Consider the following 15,605-nt stretch of genomic DNA (forward strand, 5'->3'; position numbering starts at 1 on the left):
ATTTTAAAATTACTTTTTCATTTAAGGTAACAAGGAATTGAACAAGGACTATTATTAGATATTGGAGATAAAAAAAGACTGGGAAGCCAGCCTTATCATATGAACAAAAATTAAATCAAAGTTCCCTACTAAATGCTCTCACGAATATTCAAGAGCATGACAAATGCGGTTAGGAGTAATAGCAATAGAATAAAGCTGACCGCTAGGGTTCCAAAACTTGTAGCAATCGTTACAAAAACGATTGTGAATAGACTTGGTAAAACAACCGTAATAGCACCAATAGAGGATTGAACCGCTCCCATTGACTCCTCAGGTATTTGTTTAAAGACGAGTTCTTGCAATCTAGGAGAGAGTAACCCTGCGATGAAGGCATCCAAGGAGCTGAAAAGCAGAATCAAACCAAAATGAACTGTGGCAAATCCTACTAGAAGGAGTAACTGGATGACGACCGAAGCGTATAGAGCTGTTTTTATAGAAATTGTATTTTTCAGATAGCCACTTACAAGGCTTCCGACAATAAGTGCTAACAATTCTAGTGTTGATAACAAAGCGAGTGATTGACCAGTTTGTAAATTCAAAAACGGTTGGTTTCTTAAAAAAAGAGTCGAAATAGGAACAGTGACATTGATCACAGCTTGGCTGATAGAGACGATAAACAAAATGAAGATCACTCTATCCATATTCCAGATCAATTTCGATGATTGGAACAAATGCTGGCAAAACGATTTTATAGAAAGACCTTCTTGATAGCTAATTGTTTTTTCAACTTTCAAAAGATCATTTTTTATGAGAAGAATACCTACAAATGCTATCAGAAACGTCAGAGCGTTTAGCAAGGAAATAAACTGAATGGAAAGAATTCCTAGTAAAACCCCTCCTAGAATATTACTGATTGTCCGAACTAAACTAACTGTTGATTGTTTAAAGCCAATAGCTTCTGTCAGATGTTCTTTCCCAATGATTCTTATAAAAATAGGAGTTAGCATGGCTCCTGAAAAGTAACTCAATGTATCCGACAAGAGATTCATTAAACAAATAAAGAATACGAGCCATAAGGAAAAGGACTGCCCTGAAAGCGAAAGTGCAACTATAGAATAAAGTACAAATTTGACAAAACTAATAAGCGTATACTTTAGAACACGATGGTGTTGAAAGTCAGCCAAAACTCCCATAAAGATTTGCAGAACTTGAGGAACAGTCTCTGAAATCGTAATGAGTAAAATCGCCAAGGGGGCAAACGAAGCGTCTGCCACATAATTCAAAAAAGCAAGATAAAAAATCGTATCCCCAACCGTTGAAATCCACTGGTTGATGGTTAACTGCCTAAAATCTCTATTTTGAATAAATACTTTCATCGCAACTCCTTTTTGAATTCAAATGGGAACTTTTCCCCAAGAATAGACCGATATTGCTGAGCACCTAAAATTACAGCAACGGTAAAATTTGACCAATGCCATTGTAGACTATGTGCAGTCCAATAGGCCAATAAATGGACTTTGTCACTCTAAATAAGACTGCAAATATGAGACCGCCACCCATATATACGAAAAAGTCTGTCAAGACCCAACCATGATTACTAATATGCAAGACCCCGAATAAAACAGCCGAACCGAGCACATCCAGTCCCCATTTCTTTCCTTTTTCCAGAGCGGTCATCACCAATCCACGATAAATCATCTCTTCAAAAATGGGACCTGCAATCACAGGATAGAAAAAATACATCAAAAATGCTGTAGCTCCTGTAAAAGTAGGGACATCCAGTTGATAAGCAATTTCATTTTTGGTAGATGGGAAAAGATAAAATGTGACGAAATTCCAAATAACAAAAGCAAGAAGAGCTAAAAAGGAATAAAAAAGATAGGAACCTCTAAATTTTCGACTGTTAATTTTCTGCCATTTCCCTGACCAAACCATAACAATAATAGCAAGCAGAACCACAAGAAAATTCAACAGCATATCCGACAAATAATAGGCAAAGTCGGATAGACCAGTAGCTAGATCGGTATGTAAAAGCAAACGAATGAAGAACTGGTCAGCAATGACAAGTAAAACGGCTATAATAAAGTAGTAGCGTGAGATTATCTTTTTCATTCTATTTTCTCCTATACTATGAAATAAGGATAGTATAACACGGAAATCACCACATTTTAGAAAATCGCATATTTGACATTTTTTTCTTATAGAAATTTCATTTTTGCGATTGTTTGTTAATCGATAAGGTCTTTATATTGCTGTAAGCGTAGTTCAAAAAGAGCTGTTAATTGTGGATTTTCTAATACTTGTAGAGATTGGATAAAGTGTTCAATCTCTTTTTGATTGCTTTCCTTAGTTTGAAGGAATACACTCATCTTCTTTAAAAACTGCAATGATACTTTCTCAAAAACATCATATGGCCGGAGCATGCTCTCTAACTCGGCTTCAAAGATTGGGATGTAAGAGAAAAGTTTGCGCTCCATGAGCTCTGATATAATATTCAGAAAGCCACTTTTCATATACAGTCTATTATGTACCAATTCTTTAAATTCCTTGGATTTTTCAAGTAAAGAGGTTGATAAAAATATCAAATCTTGATTACTCAAGAAAGGCATGGTATTACAGAATATATAGAGTTCAAACCAGGTCCAAGACTCGATAGCATAGAGATAGGTGGTTAAAAACTCGCTATCCTCCTCTGCTAGCGGATAGCTTTTATCCAAGGAATGGATAGCATCTTTGATTACAATAGCATTCAAACGACGATAGGTTTCTGCCATCTGTTCTTGTTCGATTTCCTCCAACAGTTGCTCTAAACCCGCTATATCCTGATGGGCAAAACGATCCACAACCCTTCTACCAAATTTCATATGCGGAGATTCTTGATAGTTGTTGAGCTTGTGTCCAAATTCATCGAAGGTCACATTTATCCCTTGGATCGCTAGGATCAGCTTATCCGCAGACAGCATAGACTGTCCCAGTTCAAACTTGGATAGCTGGGATGCTGTCAGTCCATCACAAGCAACATCTGACTGCTTGAGTTTTCTCGCCAAGCGCAATTCCTTATAAAATTCTCCCAACTCCATTTTTTCAATCATGGCCAAACTCCCCTTAAAGATTCCCTTTACTATTCTATTCGTAAAAACTTTTCCTTTTTTAACATATTATAAAATATTTTAGCAAAAAAGCCAGCTTCAAGCTGACTCTTTATTCCATGGTATCAAAGGCGAGACTCGGTTTGGCATTAAGGTCCAAGTCTGCAAAGTTTTCTTTATTCCACTCGCTGACGCTGGCATAGGCAATCATACCTGCATTGTCTCCACAGAGACGCAGGGGTGGAATGATGACCTTGACATCTGTAATTTCGGCTGCTAGGCGTTCTCTGAGACCTTTATTGGCTGCCACGCCACCTGCCACTACCAGAGTTTTAACAGGATATTTCTCCAAAGCCTTCTTGGTTTTTGCCATGAGAATATCCATGACAGCTGCCTGAAAGCTTGCTGACAGGTCTTGATTAGACAAGACTTCTCCTTTTTGCTGGGCATTGTGATGCAAGTTGATAAAGGCCGACTTGAGACCGGAAAAAGAAAATTCCAGATTGTCTTCCTTGATCATGGCACGAGGGAAGTCATAAACATCCTGACCTTGATGGGCCAACTCGTCAATCTCGCGACCTGCTGGATAAGTCAAGCCCATGACACGACCGACCTTGTCATAAGCCTCCCCAACTGCATCGTCTCGTGTCTCCCCAACAATCTTGTAATCGCCAGCCTCTGACACATAGACCAACTCGGTGTGTCCACCGCTAACCAAGAGTGCCAACAAAGGAAACTCCAAAGGCTCCACACTCTGAGCTGCCATGAGGTGCCCAGCCATGTGGTTGACGGGAATCAGTGGCAGGCCATGCGCCCAAGCAAAGGCCTTGGCAGCTGCCAAGCCAACTAGTAGAGCTCCAACCAAGCCCGGTCCATAGGTAACTGCCACAGCTGTTATGTCCTCTTCGATAATCCCTGCTTCTGCTAGCGCCTCCTCGATACAGGCTGTAATGACCTCGACATGGTGACGACTAGCTACTTCTGGCACTACGCCCCCAAAACGTTTGTGGCTCTCAATTTGACTAGCAATGATATTGGACAAGAGCTGGTCGTCGTTTTTTAAGACAGCGACACTGGTCTCATCACAGGATGTCTCAAATGCTAAAATATATCTATCCTTCATCTTTTTCTCTCTTCATGATAATGGCGTCCTCAACTGGATCGTGGTAGTAGACCTTTCGCTCAGCGATGACCGCCATCTTTTCTTTCTTGTAAAATGCTTGCGCTCGTTGGTTTGACTTTCTGACTTCAAGGAAAATCTCCTTATCTGTCGGCAATTGAGCAAACAAGGCTGACGCAATTTCCTGACCCTGATAGGCTTTTTTGACAGCAATTTGCAAGACTTCTGCTTCAAATAGATTCTCCTGAATTGCTAGAAAACCTATCACTTCTTCCCCATCATAAGCCAGAGCATACCAAGTCTGGTCTTGGGACAGGTCTGCTTGGATTTGTTCCAGCGTCCACGGACTGACTGGGTAAACATCTACCATAACAGCATAGATAGCTTGTGCCAAGTCAGCTTGCTGTTGGATTCGTTTGATCTCTATCATAGGCGTTTAATGTAGGACTCGCCAGACTCGGAGTTGTTCTTGAGCCAGTTTTCCTCAGCCTCAACACGTTTGAGGTAATTTGGCACAAAGTCGTGCAAGGAGTCTGCTTCCTTGTCCCAGGCCCAAAGAGCTAGATTAGCTGCATTTGGCAAGGTTTCTTGATAGCTAGTTTGTGGTAGTTGTTCTTGGATTTGTTCCACAAAGGCTCCAACTTCTCCAACAAAGGTTACCTGTTCAGCATCCTTGACCTGCTCTAGCACTTCCGCAAAGGACAGGTGTGCTTCTGGAAAGACATCCTTGGCATTTTCATAAAAGCCAGCATAGACATTGTTGCGACGTGCATCCATAATAGGAACTACCAAGCCTTCTTTCTGGCTTGGTACCAGAGCCAAGAGGCTAGACATCCCCACTAACTCGATGTTCAGGGTATGAGCCAAGGTCTTGGCAGTTGCTACCGCGATTCTCAAACCTGTGTAGCTACCAGGTCCCTCTGCCACCACGATACGATCCAAGTCCTTGGGTGTCCAATCCAGACTGGCCATCAAAAAATCGATGGCAGGCATGAGGGTAATACTGTGATTTTTCTTGATATTGATCATAGTCTCGGCAAGAACCTGCTTATCCTCTAAAATAGCGAGAGAAAGAGCCTTGCTGGACGTATCAAAAGCTAATACTTTCATAACACATTCCTATCTTTTTGTCTGCTTACTATTATACTACAAAAGCTGACGCATGGGAATTTTCTTCTTTTTGAAACAAAAGGGCTTACCATTTAGACAAAAAGAGGATAGTACAAAAATTCAAAAAGGTTGTAGCTTTTTTCTATTTTTTCCGAATATATAAGTGAACAAGAAAAAAGGAGGAAAGTTCAATGACAAATTTTGACGTTCTTGACAATCAATTTTTATCGTTATCTGAAAATGAATTATCAGATATTGATGGTGGTCTCGCTCCCTTAGTTATCTTTGGAGTAGCAGTTTCTTGGAAAGCCATTGCAGGTGGAACAGCACTTGTAGGGTCTGGTTTGGCAGCTGGTTATTTTTTAGGAGGTTAGTATGATTAAAGGTTTGGATAAGTATTGCGCAATTTCTAATAAAGAATTGCAAGGAATCAAGGGTGGTTTTGGTGTAGGTGTTGGTATAGCTTTATTTATGGCCGCTTACACTATCGGGAAAGATATTCGTAAGAAATTTGGATAAGTCATGCTAGATAAAAGGCACATTTTTAGAAGGGTAAATTTTATTCTCTTCATCTCTTATAGTTTACTCATCATTTTCAATGATTTAAACATAATCGTTACACCCTTACCAGTTGATTTATCTGTTTGCATTATTTTCTTTTTATGTTTCAACTCGATTTTTGCTGAGAAAAAAGAGGGGCGTAAAGATGGCGAATCCATTGACTCTTTTAACCATCAATGTTAAAATGTAATTCAACACTGGAAGGAAAATCAGGTTGAGTCGTTGACTCTTCGGGTTGCAGTGCTATCCCTGAAACTTTGGTTTCTAAAGAACTGAAAATGCGATTGAACAATTCGCCCCCCAGTGTTTGACGGCTCTTGACTTCGGTCAAGGGCTGTTTCTTTTTTGCTCAAAACAATTTTATTTCATCTTGTCATCCAAGTTTTACGCTTTTGTCAGCCTTTACTTTCTCCATTTCCGTCTTTTACTAATTTTTCATTTTGTGGTATAATTGAAATAATTGTAACGAATCAAGGTCAATCTAGACACAAAATGGAATGAAATCAAGCAAATCTCTACTAAAAGTTTGGAATAAGCTGACCTGTAAATAGAAAGGAACTATATGATTTACAAAGTTTTTTATCAAGAAACAAAAGAACGTAGCCCACGTCGTGAAACAACACGCTCACTTTACCTAGACATCGATGCCAGCTCAGAACTTGAGGGCCGTATCGCTGCTCGCCAACTTGTCGAAGAAAATCGCCCAGAGTACAATATCGAATTTATCGAACTCTTGTCTGACAAATTGCTAGATTACGAAAAAGAAACTGGCGCTTTCGAGATTACGGAGTTCTAATATGGCCTACACTCTTAAACCTGAAGAAGTCGGCGTTTTTGCCATCGGTGGTCTGGGAGAAATCGGGAAAAACACTTACGGAATTGAATACCAAGACGAAATTATCATCGTCGATGCTGGGATTAAATTCCCAGAAGATGACTTGCTGGGTATCGACTACGTTATCCCTGACTACTCTTACATCGTGGACAATATCGACCGCGTCAAAGCCGTTTTGATTACACACGGACACGAGGACCACATCGGTGGGATTCCTTTCCTGCTCAAGCAAGCAAATGTCCCTATCTACGCTGGACCACTTGCCCTGGCTTTAATCCGTGGGAAACTCGAAGAACACGGCCTTTTGCGCAACGCCAAACTTTACGAAATCAACCACAACACTGAGTTGACCTTTAAAAATCTCAAGGCAACTTTCTTTAGAACAACCCACTCCATTCCAGAGCCTTTGGGGATTGTTATTCATACTCCTCAAGGAAAAATCGTCTGTACGGGTGACTTTAAGTTTGACTTTACTCCAGTTGGAGAGCCTGCAGACTTGCACCGTATGGCTGCCCTTGGGGAAGAAGGTGTACTCTGTCTCCTCTCTGACTCGACAAATGCGGAAGTACCAACCTTTACCAACTCTGAAAAAGTCGTTGGTCAGTCCATCATGAAGATCATCCAAGGCATCGAAGGACGCATCATCTTTGCATCCTTTGCCTCAAATATCTTCCGTCTCCAGCAAGCAACAGATGCTGCTGTTAAGACTGGACGCAAGATTGCGGTCTTTGGTCGTTCTATGGAAAAGGCCATTGTCAACGGTATCGAGCTTGGCTACATCAAAGCTCCTAAGGGAACCTTTATCGAGCCAAATGAAATCAAAGACTACCCTGCAGGCGAGGTTCTGATCCTCTGTACAGGTAGTCAAGGGGAGCCGATGGCGGCCCTCTCTCGTATCGCTAACGGAACCCACCGTCAGGTGCAACTCCAACCCGGCGATACCGTTATCTTCTCTTCTAGCCCAATCCCTGGAAACACCACTAGCGTCAACAAGCTGATTAACATCATTTCTGAAGCTGGTGTCGAAGTCATTCACGGAAAGATTAACAATATCCACACCTCTGGACACGGCGGTCAGCAAGAGCAAAAACTCATGCTCCGTTTGATCAAGCCCAAATACTTCATGCCTGTTCACGGTGAATACCGCATGCAGAAAGTCCATGCTGGACTAGCGGTGGATACGGGTGTCGAGAAGGACAATATCTTTATCATGAGTAATGGTGATGTGCTTGCCCTTACTGCTAACTCTGCTCGTATCGCAGGCCATTTCAACGCCCAAGACATCTATGTCGATGGAAATCGTATCGGTGAAATCGGCGCTGCTGTCCTCAAAGACCGTAGAGATCTATCTGAAGATGGTGTCGTTCTAGCAGTCGCAACTGTTGACTTCAAGTCTAAAATGATCTTGTCTGGTCCAGATATCCTCAGCCGAGGCTTTGTCTACATGAGAGAATCTGGAGACTTGATTCGCCAAAGCCAGCGCATCCTCTTCAATGCTATTCGTATCGCACTGAAGAACAAAGATGCCAGCGTGCAATCTGTCAATGGTGCCATTGTCAACGCTATTCGTCCTTTCCTCTATGAAAATACAGAACGTGAACCGATTATCATCCCGATGATTCTCACACCAGATGAAGAATAATACTCTTCGAAAATCAACAAAACAGCCCCGTTTTCGGAGCTGTTTTTTCTATGCTTTTTTGAGATTGAAACTCAATAAAAATCGAAATCAGACTAGAAGGCTAGGCAAAAGCATAACTCAAGTTAGCTCCCATAGTTCGGGGAACTATGGGAGGTTGTAGATGAATCAAAGCCAAGCTTTGAACTCATTCGTAAGAAGCCGACGACGTATCATTTTGATTTTTGAAGATTTTTAGAAATACTACGATTTTTACCTTCCAAATACACCATCAAAATAGAAATATCTGCTGGGTTTACTCCCGAAATTCGGCTAGCTTGGCCGATGGTTTCTGGATTGATGAGTTTGAACTTCTGGCGGGCTTCTGTCGCGATAGAATCAATATCATCCCAATCAATATTGGCTGGAATGCGTTTTTCTTCCATGCGTTTCATCTTGGCAACCTGATCCATGGCTTTGGAAATATAGCCTTCGTACTTGATCTCTGTTTCAATCAATTCGATAATCTTGTCATCCAAGTCCTCAGCAGCTGGTCCGATAAATGCAACTACATCTTGGTAAGACACTTCTGGGCGACGAAGGAATTCTTTGGCTGTCACTGCATCTGTCAACGGCTTAAAGCCCATCTCCTCAACCTTGGCATTGGTTTCCTTGACCGGCTTGAGTTTGATGCTGTCTAGACGTTTCATCTCATTGTCAAACTGATTTTTCTTGATTTCAAAACGAGCCCAACGTTCATCATCAACGAGACCAATTTCACGTCCCATCTCGGTCAAACGCATATCTGCATTGTCATGACGGAGGATGAGACGGTATTCAGCTCGACTGGTCAAGAGACGGTAAGGTTCAATGGTGCCCTTGGTCACCAAGTCGTCAATCATGACCCCGATATAACCGTCACTGCGCTTCAAAATCAATTCAGGCTTGCCTTGGATTTTCAGAGCCGCATTAATACCCGCGATAATCCCTTGGCCAGCAGCTTCTTCGTAACCAGATGTACCATTTGTCTGACCAGCTGTGAAAAGTCCTGAGATTTTCTTGGTTTCTAGTGTCGCACGCAACTGATGAGGCAAGACCATGTCATACTCAATGGCATAACCAGTTCGCATCATCTCAGCATTTTCCAAACCTTTGATGGAATGAACCAAGTCACGTTGGACATCCTCAGGCAGACTGGTTGAAAGTCCTTGGACATAAACTTCCTCTGTATTGCGCCCTTCTGGCTCTAGGAAGAGTTGGTGGCGTTCCTTGTCCGCAAAGCGTACAATCTTGTCCTCAATCGATGGACAGTAACGAGGCCCAACTCCCTTGACCACACCTGTGAACATAGGCGCACGGTGGAGGTTGTTTTGGATAATCTCATGACTGGTACCGTTGGTGTAGGTCAACCAGCATGGCACCTGGTCCTTGACATAGTCCTCATCACGTGAAGTGTAGGAGAAGTGATTTGGCGCTTCATCTCCTGGCTGAATCTCTGTCACATCGTAATTGATAGAGGAAGCCTTGACACGTGGAGGCGTTCCTGTCTTGAAACGACCAATTTCGAGTCCCAGTTCCTTGAGATTGTCAGCAAGGTTAATCGAAGCCAGACTGTGGTTAGGACCTGACGAATACTTGAGGTCTCCGATGATGATTTCCCCACGGAGTGCAGTCCCTGTCGTCACGATAACAGCCTTAGCAGCATATTCTTGATGGGTAGCTGTACGCACACCGACAACCTTACCATCTTCCACCAAAATCTCATCAATCATGGTTTGACGAAGGGTGAGATTCTCTTGATTTTCAACTGTCTTGCGCATCTCCTTAGAGTAAAGCTCCTTGTCAGCCTGCGCACGAAGGGCACGGACAGCTGGACCTTTCCCAGTGTTGAGCATCTTCATCTGGATGTAGGTCTTGTCAATGGTTTTAGCCATTTCACCACCAAGGGCATCCACTTCACGCACGACAATCCCCTTGGCAGAGCCACCGATAGAAGGATTACAAGGCATGAAAGCCAGCATTTCAATGTTGATGGTCGCAAGCAATACCTTGCAGCCCATACGGCTAGCAGCTAGAGATGCCTCCACCCCAGCGTGCCCCGCACCGATTACAATAATATCGTATTCTTCCGTAAAATTATAAGTCATTTCTTAACCTTTCAAAAATTTCTCGCAAATAAGGAACTAACTTCTCCTCCTCTAGAGCTTGATCCAAAGTAACCCATTTAAAGTGTGTATGCTCTTCAGGATCTAATCTGATAATTGGCTTCTCCCCAACCCACTCTGCTTTATAAACTAAGCGAGTAAAAACCTTATCCTTAGAGGTATCCAGTTGACTATCTTCGTGAAGAAGCTTGAGCGAACTGCTATCTAGCCTAACTCCCGCTTCTTCAATGCATTCTCTAAGAGCACCATCTCGCGGAAGTTCACCCTTTTCAACCCCGCCGCCAGGAATATCCCAGTAAGTTGGATAAACGTTGGGTTCTCCTCTTTTAATTTCCGAACGCTGAATGAGTAAATAATCACCACCACTATGAACAAGTACATGGGCAATAAGCTTAACCATCATTTTCTCTCCTATTCCTCAAGATGAATGTGTCTTAGTTGACCGTCCCAATCTGGTAGAGCTGTTTTTAAAAAGGCTGGAACTAGCTGGATATTCTGGAGTTCATCCAAGTCAATCCACTCACAAGGCTGCATTTTTTCGTCTTCCTGCATGGTCAATGGAGCTTCTTCAAGCAAATTCACCCGGTAATGAAACTCGATGTTGTGATAGGAAACACCGTCCTGTTCAAAACGATTTTCAACTACGAAAGCTAGCTGTCCAGCTTGAGCTTTGACACCCAGTTCTTCCCTCACTTCACGGACTACCGCGTCTTCCGTGCTTTCATTGACTTGAATCGCACCGCCAATAGTATAATACTTGCCCTTGGCTTTGGTGACTAGGAGCTTGCGATTTTGGAGAATCAAGGCTGTCGCCCGAACACCAAAAACCGTATTTCCCACTTTTGTCCGAAAGTCTTGTTGAGTCATTTTTATCCTTTCCCTTAAACGACACAAAAACAGTCAAAACTCCAAAGAAGTGCAGGACAAAAAAGCCTGCAACATCCATGAGCTTTGACCATCATTTCTATTGCTTTTATTATTGTAGCAAATTGAGAAAATTTGTCAATCTATATGTACTGACAAACTTGTCCATCGCGGTAGGCATTGTCAATCAAACCGCCACCTAGACACTCTTCGCCATCGTAAAAGACAACTGCCTGCCCGGGTGTGATCGCGCGTTGCGGTTCCGCAAAGATGACCTCTGCCTTGTCTCCTTTGACATGTACTGTCACCTTAGAATCAGGCTGACGGTAGCGGAATTTAGCCGTACACTCTAGCGTAAATTCCTCTGGCATCTCACGAGTAAAATGAACTTGACTGGCTTCTAGGCTGGTTGACATAAGCGAGTCATGGTAGAATCCTTGACCGACATAGAGGATGTTCTTGCTTAGGTCTTTTCCAACAACGAACCAAGGAGCATTGTCACCGCCGTGTTGCCCACCGATACCGAGTCCGCCACGCTGACCAATCGTATAATACATAAGTCCTGCATGCTCGCCCATATCGCGACCATCCACAGTCATCATGCGACCAGGCTGAGCTGGCAGGTAGTTGCTGAGAAAGTTTTTAAAGTTCTTTTCTCCGATAAAGCAAATTCCTGTCGAGTCTTTCTTCTTAGCAGTCGCAAGGCCTGCCTCTTCTGCGAGTCTGCGAACTTCAGGCTTTTCCAAATGTCCCAATGGGAACATGGTTTTTTGGAGTTGTTCTTGCGAAAGTTGACTGAGGAAATAGGTCTGGTCCTTGCCATTGTCCACGCCACGAAGCATGTGAACGATGCCATCCTCATCACGCGCCACTCGAGCATAATGCCCAGTCGCTACATAGTCTGCGCCTAAGGTCATAGCATAGTCCAAAAAGGCCTTGAACTTGATTTCCTTGTTACACATAACGTCTGGATTTGGCGTGTGTCCTGCACGGTATTCCGCTAGGAAATACTCAAAGACGCGGTCCCAGTACTCTTTTTCAAAATTGACAGAGTAGTAGGGAATGCCGATCTGGTCTGCCACCGCAGCCACATCCTTGTAATCTTCGGTCGCCGTACAGACGCCGTTTTCATCTGTGTCGTCCCAGTTCTTCATGAAGATACCGATCACATCGTAGCCCTGCTCCTTGAGCAAGAGAGCCGTCACCGACGAATCAACACCACCACTCATCCCCACGACAACACGTGTTTTAGAGTTATCACTCATGGTAAGTCTCCCATCTATTCGTTTATTCATACCCTCAAAATTCTATTTACTAAGACTTTCAATAGAATTTCTTCGAGTATAGTCTTTTCGTTTGCTTTTAGGAGTAAAATGGTCTGGGAGACCATTTTAGCCTATCATCTTAAAATGAAAATATGATAGGCAACGAGTCGCAGGCATAACTCGAGTTAGGTAAGACGAGTTAACGACGTAATAAAAGATAAACGAAATGACTAGTTCACGATTGAAGGTCGTGTGTGCTTCAACGATTGAAGGTCGCTTGAGCAGTATTCATTATAACACGCTTGGTTGGAGAAGACAAGAAAGAGGCTGATAAATCATCTCAACCTCTCTTTCTTCCTTTGCAAACGAATCAATTTTCCCCTTTAAGTTCTTTCTTCGCTTGTTCTATCTGGTATTTCACTTGCTCAAAGCCGGTTCCTCCTAAGGAATTCCGTCTCTGAACAGCGGTTTCTGGACGCAAGTAGATATAAATATCCTCTTCAATCAAGGGATGGTAGACTTGCAACTCCTCCAAATCCCAATCTTGGATGTTTTTACCATGCTTGATAGAGTCTAGAACCAATTTCCCTACTATTTCATGCGCTTCTCTAAAGGGAAGACCTTTTTCAGCCAAATAATCTGCCAGTTCAGTCGCATTCGAAAAATCATTCTCTGTAGATTGCTGCATTTTGGCCTTATTAACCTGCATGCTCGATAGCATACCTGCCAGCACATCCAGAGAATTTAAAATCGTTTCTACTGTATCAAACATGCCTTCCTTGTCCTCTTGCAAATCCTTATTATAGGCCAGAGGCAAAGACTTCATAACGGTCAATAGTCCAAGTAAGTGCCCGTAAACCCTTCCTGTCTTCCCTCGAATCAATTCGGCCATATCAGGATTTTTCTTCTGGGGCATGATAGACGAACCCGTTGAAAAGCTATCAGACAAGCTAATGTACTGATACTCAAAACTGCACCAATTGATGATTTCCTCACAAAAACGACTCATATGCATCATCAAAATGCTGGCGTTTGACAGAAATTCTAAGATAAAATCACGGTCACTCACTGCGTCCAAGGAATTGGTATAGGGTTGTTGGAAGCCCAATAAATCACTCGATAATTGACGATTGATTGGAAAAGTTGTCCCCGCCAAGGCAGCCGCACCCAGGGGCGATAGGTCTGTATGTTTCAAGTTAAATGCAAAGCGTTCGCTGTCCCTTTGAAACATATTGTAATAAGCCATGAGATGATGGGCAAAACTAATCGGTTGGGCGTGTTGCAAATGAGTATAGCCTGGCATGATGGTTTCCACATGTTTTTCAGCCAAATCCAGCAAAACACTATTCAGATTCGCCAACTTATCCAAGACATGGCCAAGCTGCTCCTTTAGATATAAGTGCATATCCGTTGCGACTTGGTCATTCCGAGAACGGGCCGTGTGTAGTTTCCCAGCCAGAGGACCGATTTTCTCTGTCAGCAACACTTCCATATTCATATGAATATCTTCATTTGCAATATCAAAATGAAGCTCTCCGGCCTCTAAATCTCGCAACAAAGCTTTCAGACCATCTTGGATCTGCTCTGCCTCTTCCAAGCTCAAAATGCCAGTCTGTCCTAGCATTTGAACATGAGCTAGGGAACCCATCAAATCAAATTTTGCCAGCTGGTGGTCAAAGGAAATACTCGCACCGAACTGTTCTACCCAATCTTCCACAGTGCCTTCAAATCGACCACCCCATAATTTTGTATTTTTCGACATATCCTGTCGTCCCTTTCTATCGCGTCACTACTCAACATTTTTCTGAACTTCTGAATAAACCTTAGTCGGAAGCCCCCAAAGCTTGATAAATCCAACAGCCGCATCTTGGTCAAAGGTGTCCGCACTAGTATAAGTCGCCAAATTTTCATCGTAAAGAGAATTTGGAGATTTCCGAGCCACTACCTGGGCATTCCCCTTATAGAGTTTAACTTTTGCAGTTCCATTGACAACTTTCTGTGTCTCCTTGATATAGGCAATCAAAGCCTGAGTTGCTGGGCTAAACCACAAGGCATTATAGATGAGATTGGACAACTCATTTTCGATAATAGGTTTGAAATGAGCCACTTCTCTCACAAGAGTCAAGTCCTCAATCTCCTTATGAGCTGCCAATAAAGTCACCGCACCTGGGCACTCATAAATCTCTCTTGACTTAATACCGACTAGGCGATTTTCCACATGGTCAATACGACCGACACCGTGTTTGCCCGCAATTTCATTTAGCTTTTGAATCAAAGTAGCCACTTTCATCTTCTCTCCATTGAGGGAGATAGGCACCCCGCAACTAAACTCAATGTCAATAAATTCAGGACTGTCTGGTGCCTCTTCTGGCGAAGATGTGATTCCAAATGCTTCTTCTGGCGCTTGGTTCCAAGGGTTTTCCAAAACACCACATTCATTTGCACGTCCCCAAAGATTTTGATCGACAGAGTAAGGATTGTCAAGGTCAGCAGGAACTGGAACGCCGTTTTCTTTTGCATATTGGATTTCTTCTTCACGAGACCATTTCCACTCACGAACAGGCGCAACTACCTTTAGATTGGGATCCAAAGCTGCAATAGAGACTTCAAACCGAACTTGGTCGTTTCCCTTGCCTGTACAACCATGGGCAATTGTGGTTGCCCCCGTCTGATGAGCTATTTCAACGAGTTTTTTTGAAATAAGAGGGCGACTCAGAGCAGATACCAAGGGGTACTTTTGTTCGTAGTAGGCATGAGCCTGAAGGGCCACTAAAACATAGTCGTTAGCAAATTCTTCCTTAACATCAATGACATAAGACTCAACAGCCCCAACCTTGAGAGCTTTATCGTGGATGAACTCCAAATCTTTTCCTTCACCCACATCCATACAAACAGCGATTACATCATAGTCTTTTTTTAACCATGTAATAGCAACCGATGTATCCAATCCACCTGAATAAGCTAAAATAACTTTTTCCTTACTCATTTCTCTTCCTTCT

16 protein-coding genes are annotated in these 15,605 nt (G+C 42.8%); 4 read left to right on the plus strand and 12 right to left on the minus strand.

Annotated elements, in window-relative coordinates:
- Positions 1-128: 128 nt before the first annotated feature.
- From NYE79_RS09450 to tsaB, 6 genes are all read right to left on the minus strand, one after another.
- On the minus strand, positions 129-1,355 hold the full coding sequence (locus NYE79_RS09450) for an MFS transporter (protein WP_000862370.1): 1,227 nt from the start codon (positions 1,353-1,355) through the stop codon (positions 129-131).
- A 70-nt stretch (positions 1,356-1,425) separates the two neighbouring features.
- Positions 1,426-2,091, minus strand: a complete 666-nt coding sequence (locus tag NYE79_RS09455; RefSeq protein WP_339293703.1) for a lysostaphin resistance A-like protein — start codon at positions 2,089-2,091, stop codon at positions 1,426-1,428.
- A 116-nt stretch (positions 2,092-2,207) separates the two neighbouring features.
- Positions 2,208-3,071 carry an XRE/MutR family transcriptional regulator gene (locus NYE79_RS09460; protein ID WP_216728626.1) on the minus strand — a complete coding sequence of 288 codons (864 nt, stop codon included), beginning with the start codon at positions 3,069-3,071 and terminating at the stop codon, positions 2,208-2,210.
- 109 nt (positions 3,072-3,180) lie between these two features.
- Positions 3,181-4,191 (minus strand): tRNA (adenosine(37)-N6)-threonylcarbamoyltransferase complex transferase subunit TsaD, encoded by a 1,011-nt coding sequence (gene tsaD, locus NYE79_RS09465; protein ID WP_216728627.1) that lies wholly within the window; start codon positions 4,189-4,191, stop codon positions 3,181-3,183.
- Complete coding sequence (gene rimI, locus NYE79_RS09470; RefSeq protein WP_216728628.1) at positions 4,181-4,618, minus strand: ribosomal protein S18-alanine N-acetyltransferase; 438 nt, start codon at positions 4,616-4,618, stop codon at positions 4,181-4,183. Before rimI ends, tsaD begins: the two co-directional genes overlap by 11 nt.
- Positions 4,615-5,298 (minus strand): tRNA (adenosine(37)-N6)-threonylcarbamoyltransferase complex dimerization subunit type 1 TsaB, encoded by a 684-nt coding sequence (tsaB, locus tag NYE79_RS09475; RefSeq protein ID WP_216728629.1) that lies wholly within the window; start codon positions 5,296-5,298, stop codon positions 4,615-4,617. The genes rimI and tsaB overlap by 4 nt, the downstream gene beginning before the upstream one ends.
- Positions 5,299-5,489: 191 nt before the next feature.
- On the opposite strand from tsaB, the gene cibA reads away from it, so the two are divergent.
- The 4 genes from cibA to NYE79_RS09495 all read left to right on the plus strand — a co-directional run bounded on the left by cibA (position 5,490) and on the right by NYE79_RS09495 (position 8,336).
- Positions 5,490-5,672 carry a fratricide two-peptide bacteriocin subunit CibA gene (gene cibA, locus NYE79_RS09480; RefSeq protein WP_000180842.1) on the plus strand — a complete coding sequence of 61 codons (183 nt, stop codon included), beginning with the start codon at positions 5,490-5,492 and terminating at the stop codon, positions 5,670-5,672.
- 1 nt (position 5,673) lies between these two features.
- Entirely contained in the window at positions 5,674-5,817 is a 144-nt protein-coding gene (locus tag NYE79_RS09485; protein WP_216728630.1) for a bacteriocin, read from the plus strand.
- A gap of 604 nt (positions 5,818-6,421) precedes the next feature.
- Positions 6,422-6,655 carry a DNA-dependent RNA polymerase subunit epsilon gene (locus NYE79_RS09490; protein ID WP_000639585.1) on the plus strand — a complete coding sequence of 78 codons (234 nt, stop codon included), beginning with the start codon at positions 6,422-6,424 and terminating at the stop codon, positions 6,653-6,655.
- Between the two features lies 1 nt (position 6,656).
- Entirely contained in the window at positions 6,657-8,336 is a 1,680-nt protein-coding gene (locus tag NYE79_RS09495) for a ribonuclease J (protein WP_000331970.1), read from the plus strand.
- Between the two features lie 209 nt (positions 8,337-8,545).
- On the opposite strand, the gene mnmG is transcribed toward NYE79_RS09495, so the two are convergent.
- The 6 genes from mnmG to NYE79_RS09525 form a co-directional block, all read right to left on the minus strand.
- Positions 8,546-10,459, minus strand: a complete 1,914-nt coding sequence (gene mnmG / locus NYE79_RS09500; RefSeq protein WP_000221902.1) for a tRNA uridine-5-carboxymethylaminomethyl(34) synthesis enzyme MnmG — start codon at positions 10,457-10,459, stop codon at positions 8,546-8,548.
- Positions 10,449-10,880: an NUDIX hydrolase gene (locus NYE79_RS09505; protein ID WP_000989469.1), complete on the minus strand. Its 432-nt coding sequence runs from the start codon at positions 10,878-10,880 to the stop codon at positions 10,449-10,451. The genes mnmG and NYE79_RS09505 overlap by 11 nt, the downstream gene beginning before the upstream one ends.
- Positions 10,881-10,888: 8 nt before the next feature.
- Positions 10,889-11,344, minus strand: a complete 456-nt coding sequence (locus NYE79_RS09510) for an NUDIX hydrolase (RefSeq protein WP_000193648.1) — start codon at positions 11,342-11,344, stop codon at positions 10,889-10,891.
- 140 nt (positions 11,345-11,484) lie between these two features.
- Positions 11,485-12,606: a tRNA 2-thiouridine(34) synthase MnmA gene (mnmA, locus tag NYE79_RS09515; RefSeq protein ID WP_339293867.1), complete on the minus strand. Its 1,122-nt coding sequence runs from the start codon at positions 12,604-12,606 to the stop codon at positions 11,485-11,487.
- Positions 12,607-12,976: 370 nt separating this feature from the next.
- Positions 12,977-14,368 (minus strand): argininosuccinate lyase, encoded by a 1,392-nt coding sequence (argH, locus tag NYE79_RS09520; RefSeq protein WP_339293704.1) that lies wholly within the window; start codon positions 14,366-14,368, stop codon positions 12,977-12,979.
- A 27-nt stretch (positions 14,369-14,395) separates the two neighbouring features.
- Positions 14,396-15,592 carry an argininosuccinate synthase gene (locus NYE79_RS09525; protein ID WP_000031910.1) on the minus strand — a complete coding sequence of 399 codons (1,197 nt, stop codon included), beginning with the start codon at positions 15,590-15,592 and terminating at the stop codon, positions 14,396-14,398.
- Between the last annotated feature and the right edge of the window lie 13 nt (positions 15,593-15,605).

The sequence above is a fragment of the Streptococcus sp. FSL W8-0197 genome, from assembly GCF_037963785.1.
GTDB classification, from domain to species: Bacteria; Bacillota; Bacilli; order Lactobacillales; family Streptococcaceae; genus Streptococcus; species Streptococcus oralis_CQ.

Coding starts and splice junctions, on each gene's coding strand:
- tsaD (WP_216728627.1), bottom strand. CDS start 4,191: ATGAAGGATAGATATATTTTAGCATTTGAGACATCCTGTGATGAGACC.
- NYE79_RS09525 (WP_000031910.1), bottom strand. CDS start 15,592: ATGAGTAAGGAAAAAGTTATTTTAGCTTATTCAGGTGGATTGGATACA.
- argH (WP_339293704.1), bottom strand. CDS start 14,368: ATGTCGAAAAATACAAAATTATGGGGTGGTCGATTTGAAGGCACTGTG.
- NYE79_RS09455 (WP_339293703.1), bottom strand. CDS start 2,091: ATGAAAAAGATAATCTCACGCTACTACTTTATTATAGCCGTTTTACTT.
- mnmG (WP_000221902.1), bottom strand. CDS start 10,459: ATGACTTATAATTTTACGGAAGAATACGATATTATTGTAATCGGTGCG.
- mnmA (WP_339293867.1), bottom strand. CDS start 12,606: ATGAGTGATAACTCTAAAACACGTGTTGTCGTGGGGATGAGTGGTGGT.
- NYE79_RS09490 (WP_000639585.1), top strand. CDS start 6,422: ATGATTTACAAAGTTTTTTATCAAGAAACAAAAGAACGTAGCCCACGT.
- cibA (WP_000180842.1), top strand. CDS start 5,490: ATGACAAATTTTGACGTTCTTGACAATCAATTTTTATCGTTATCTGAA.
- NYE79_RS09460 (WP_216728626.1), bottom strand. CDS start 3,071: ATGATTGAAAAAATGGAGTTGGGAGAATTTTATAAGGAATTGCGCTTG.
- tsaB (WP_216728629.1), bottom strand. CDS start 5,298: ATGAAAGTATTAGCTTTTGATACGTCCAGCAAGGCTCTTTCTCTCGCT.
- NYE79_RS09505 (WP_000989469.1), bottom strand. CDS start 10,880: ATGATGGTTAAGCTTATTGCCCATGTACTTGTTCATAGTGGTGGTGAT.
- NYE79_RS09485 (WP_216728630.1), top strand. CDS start 5,674: ATGATTAAAGGTTTGGATAAGTATTGCGCAATTTCTAATAAAGAATTG.
- NYE79_RS09510 (WP_000193648.1), bottom strand. CDS start 11,344: ATGACTCAACAAGACTTTCGGACAAAAGTGGGAAATACGGTTTTTGGT.
- rimI (WP_216728628.1), bottom strand. CDS start 4,618: ATGATAGAGATCAAACGAATCCAACAGCAAGCTGACTTGGCACAAGCT.
- NYE79_RS09450 (WP_000862370.1), bottom strand. CDS start 1,355: ATGAAAGTATTTATTCAAAATAGAGATTTTAGGCAGTTAACCATCAAC.
- NYE79_RS09495 (WP_000331970.1), top strand. CDS start 6,657: ATGGCCTACACTCTTAAACCTGAAGAAGTCGGCGTTTTTGCCATCGGT.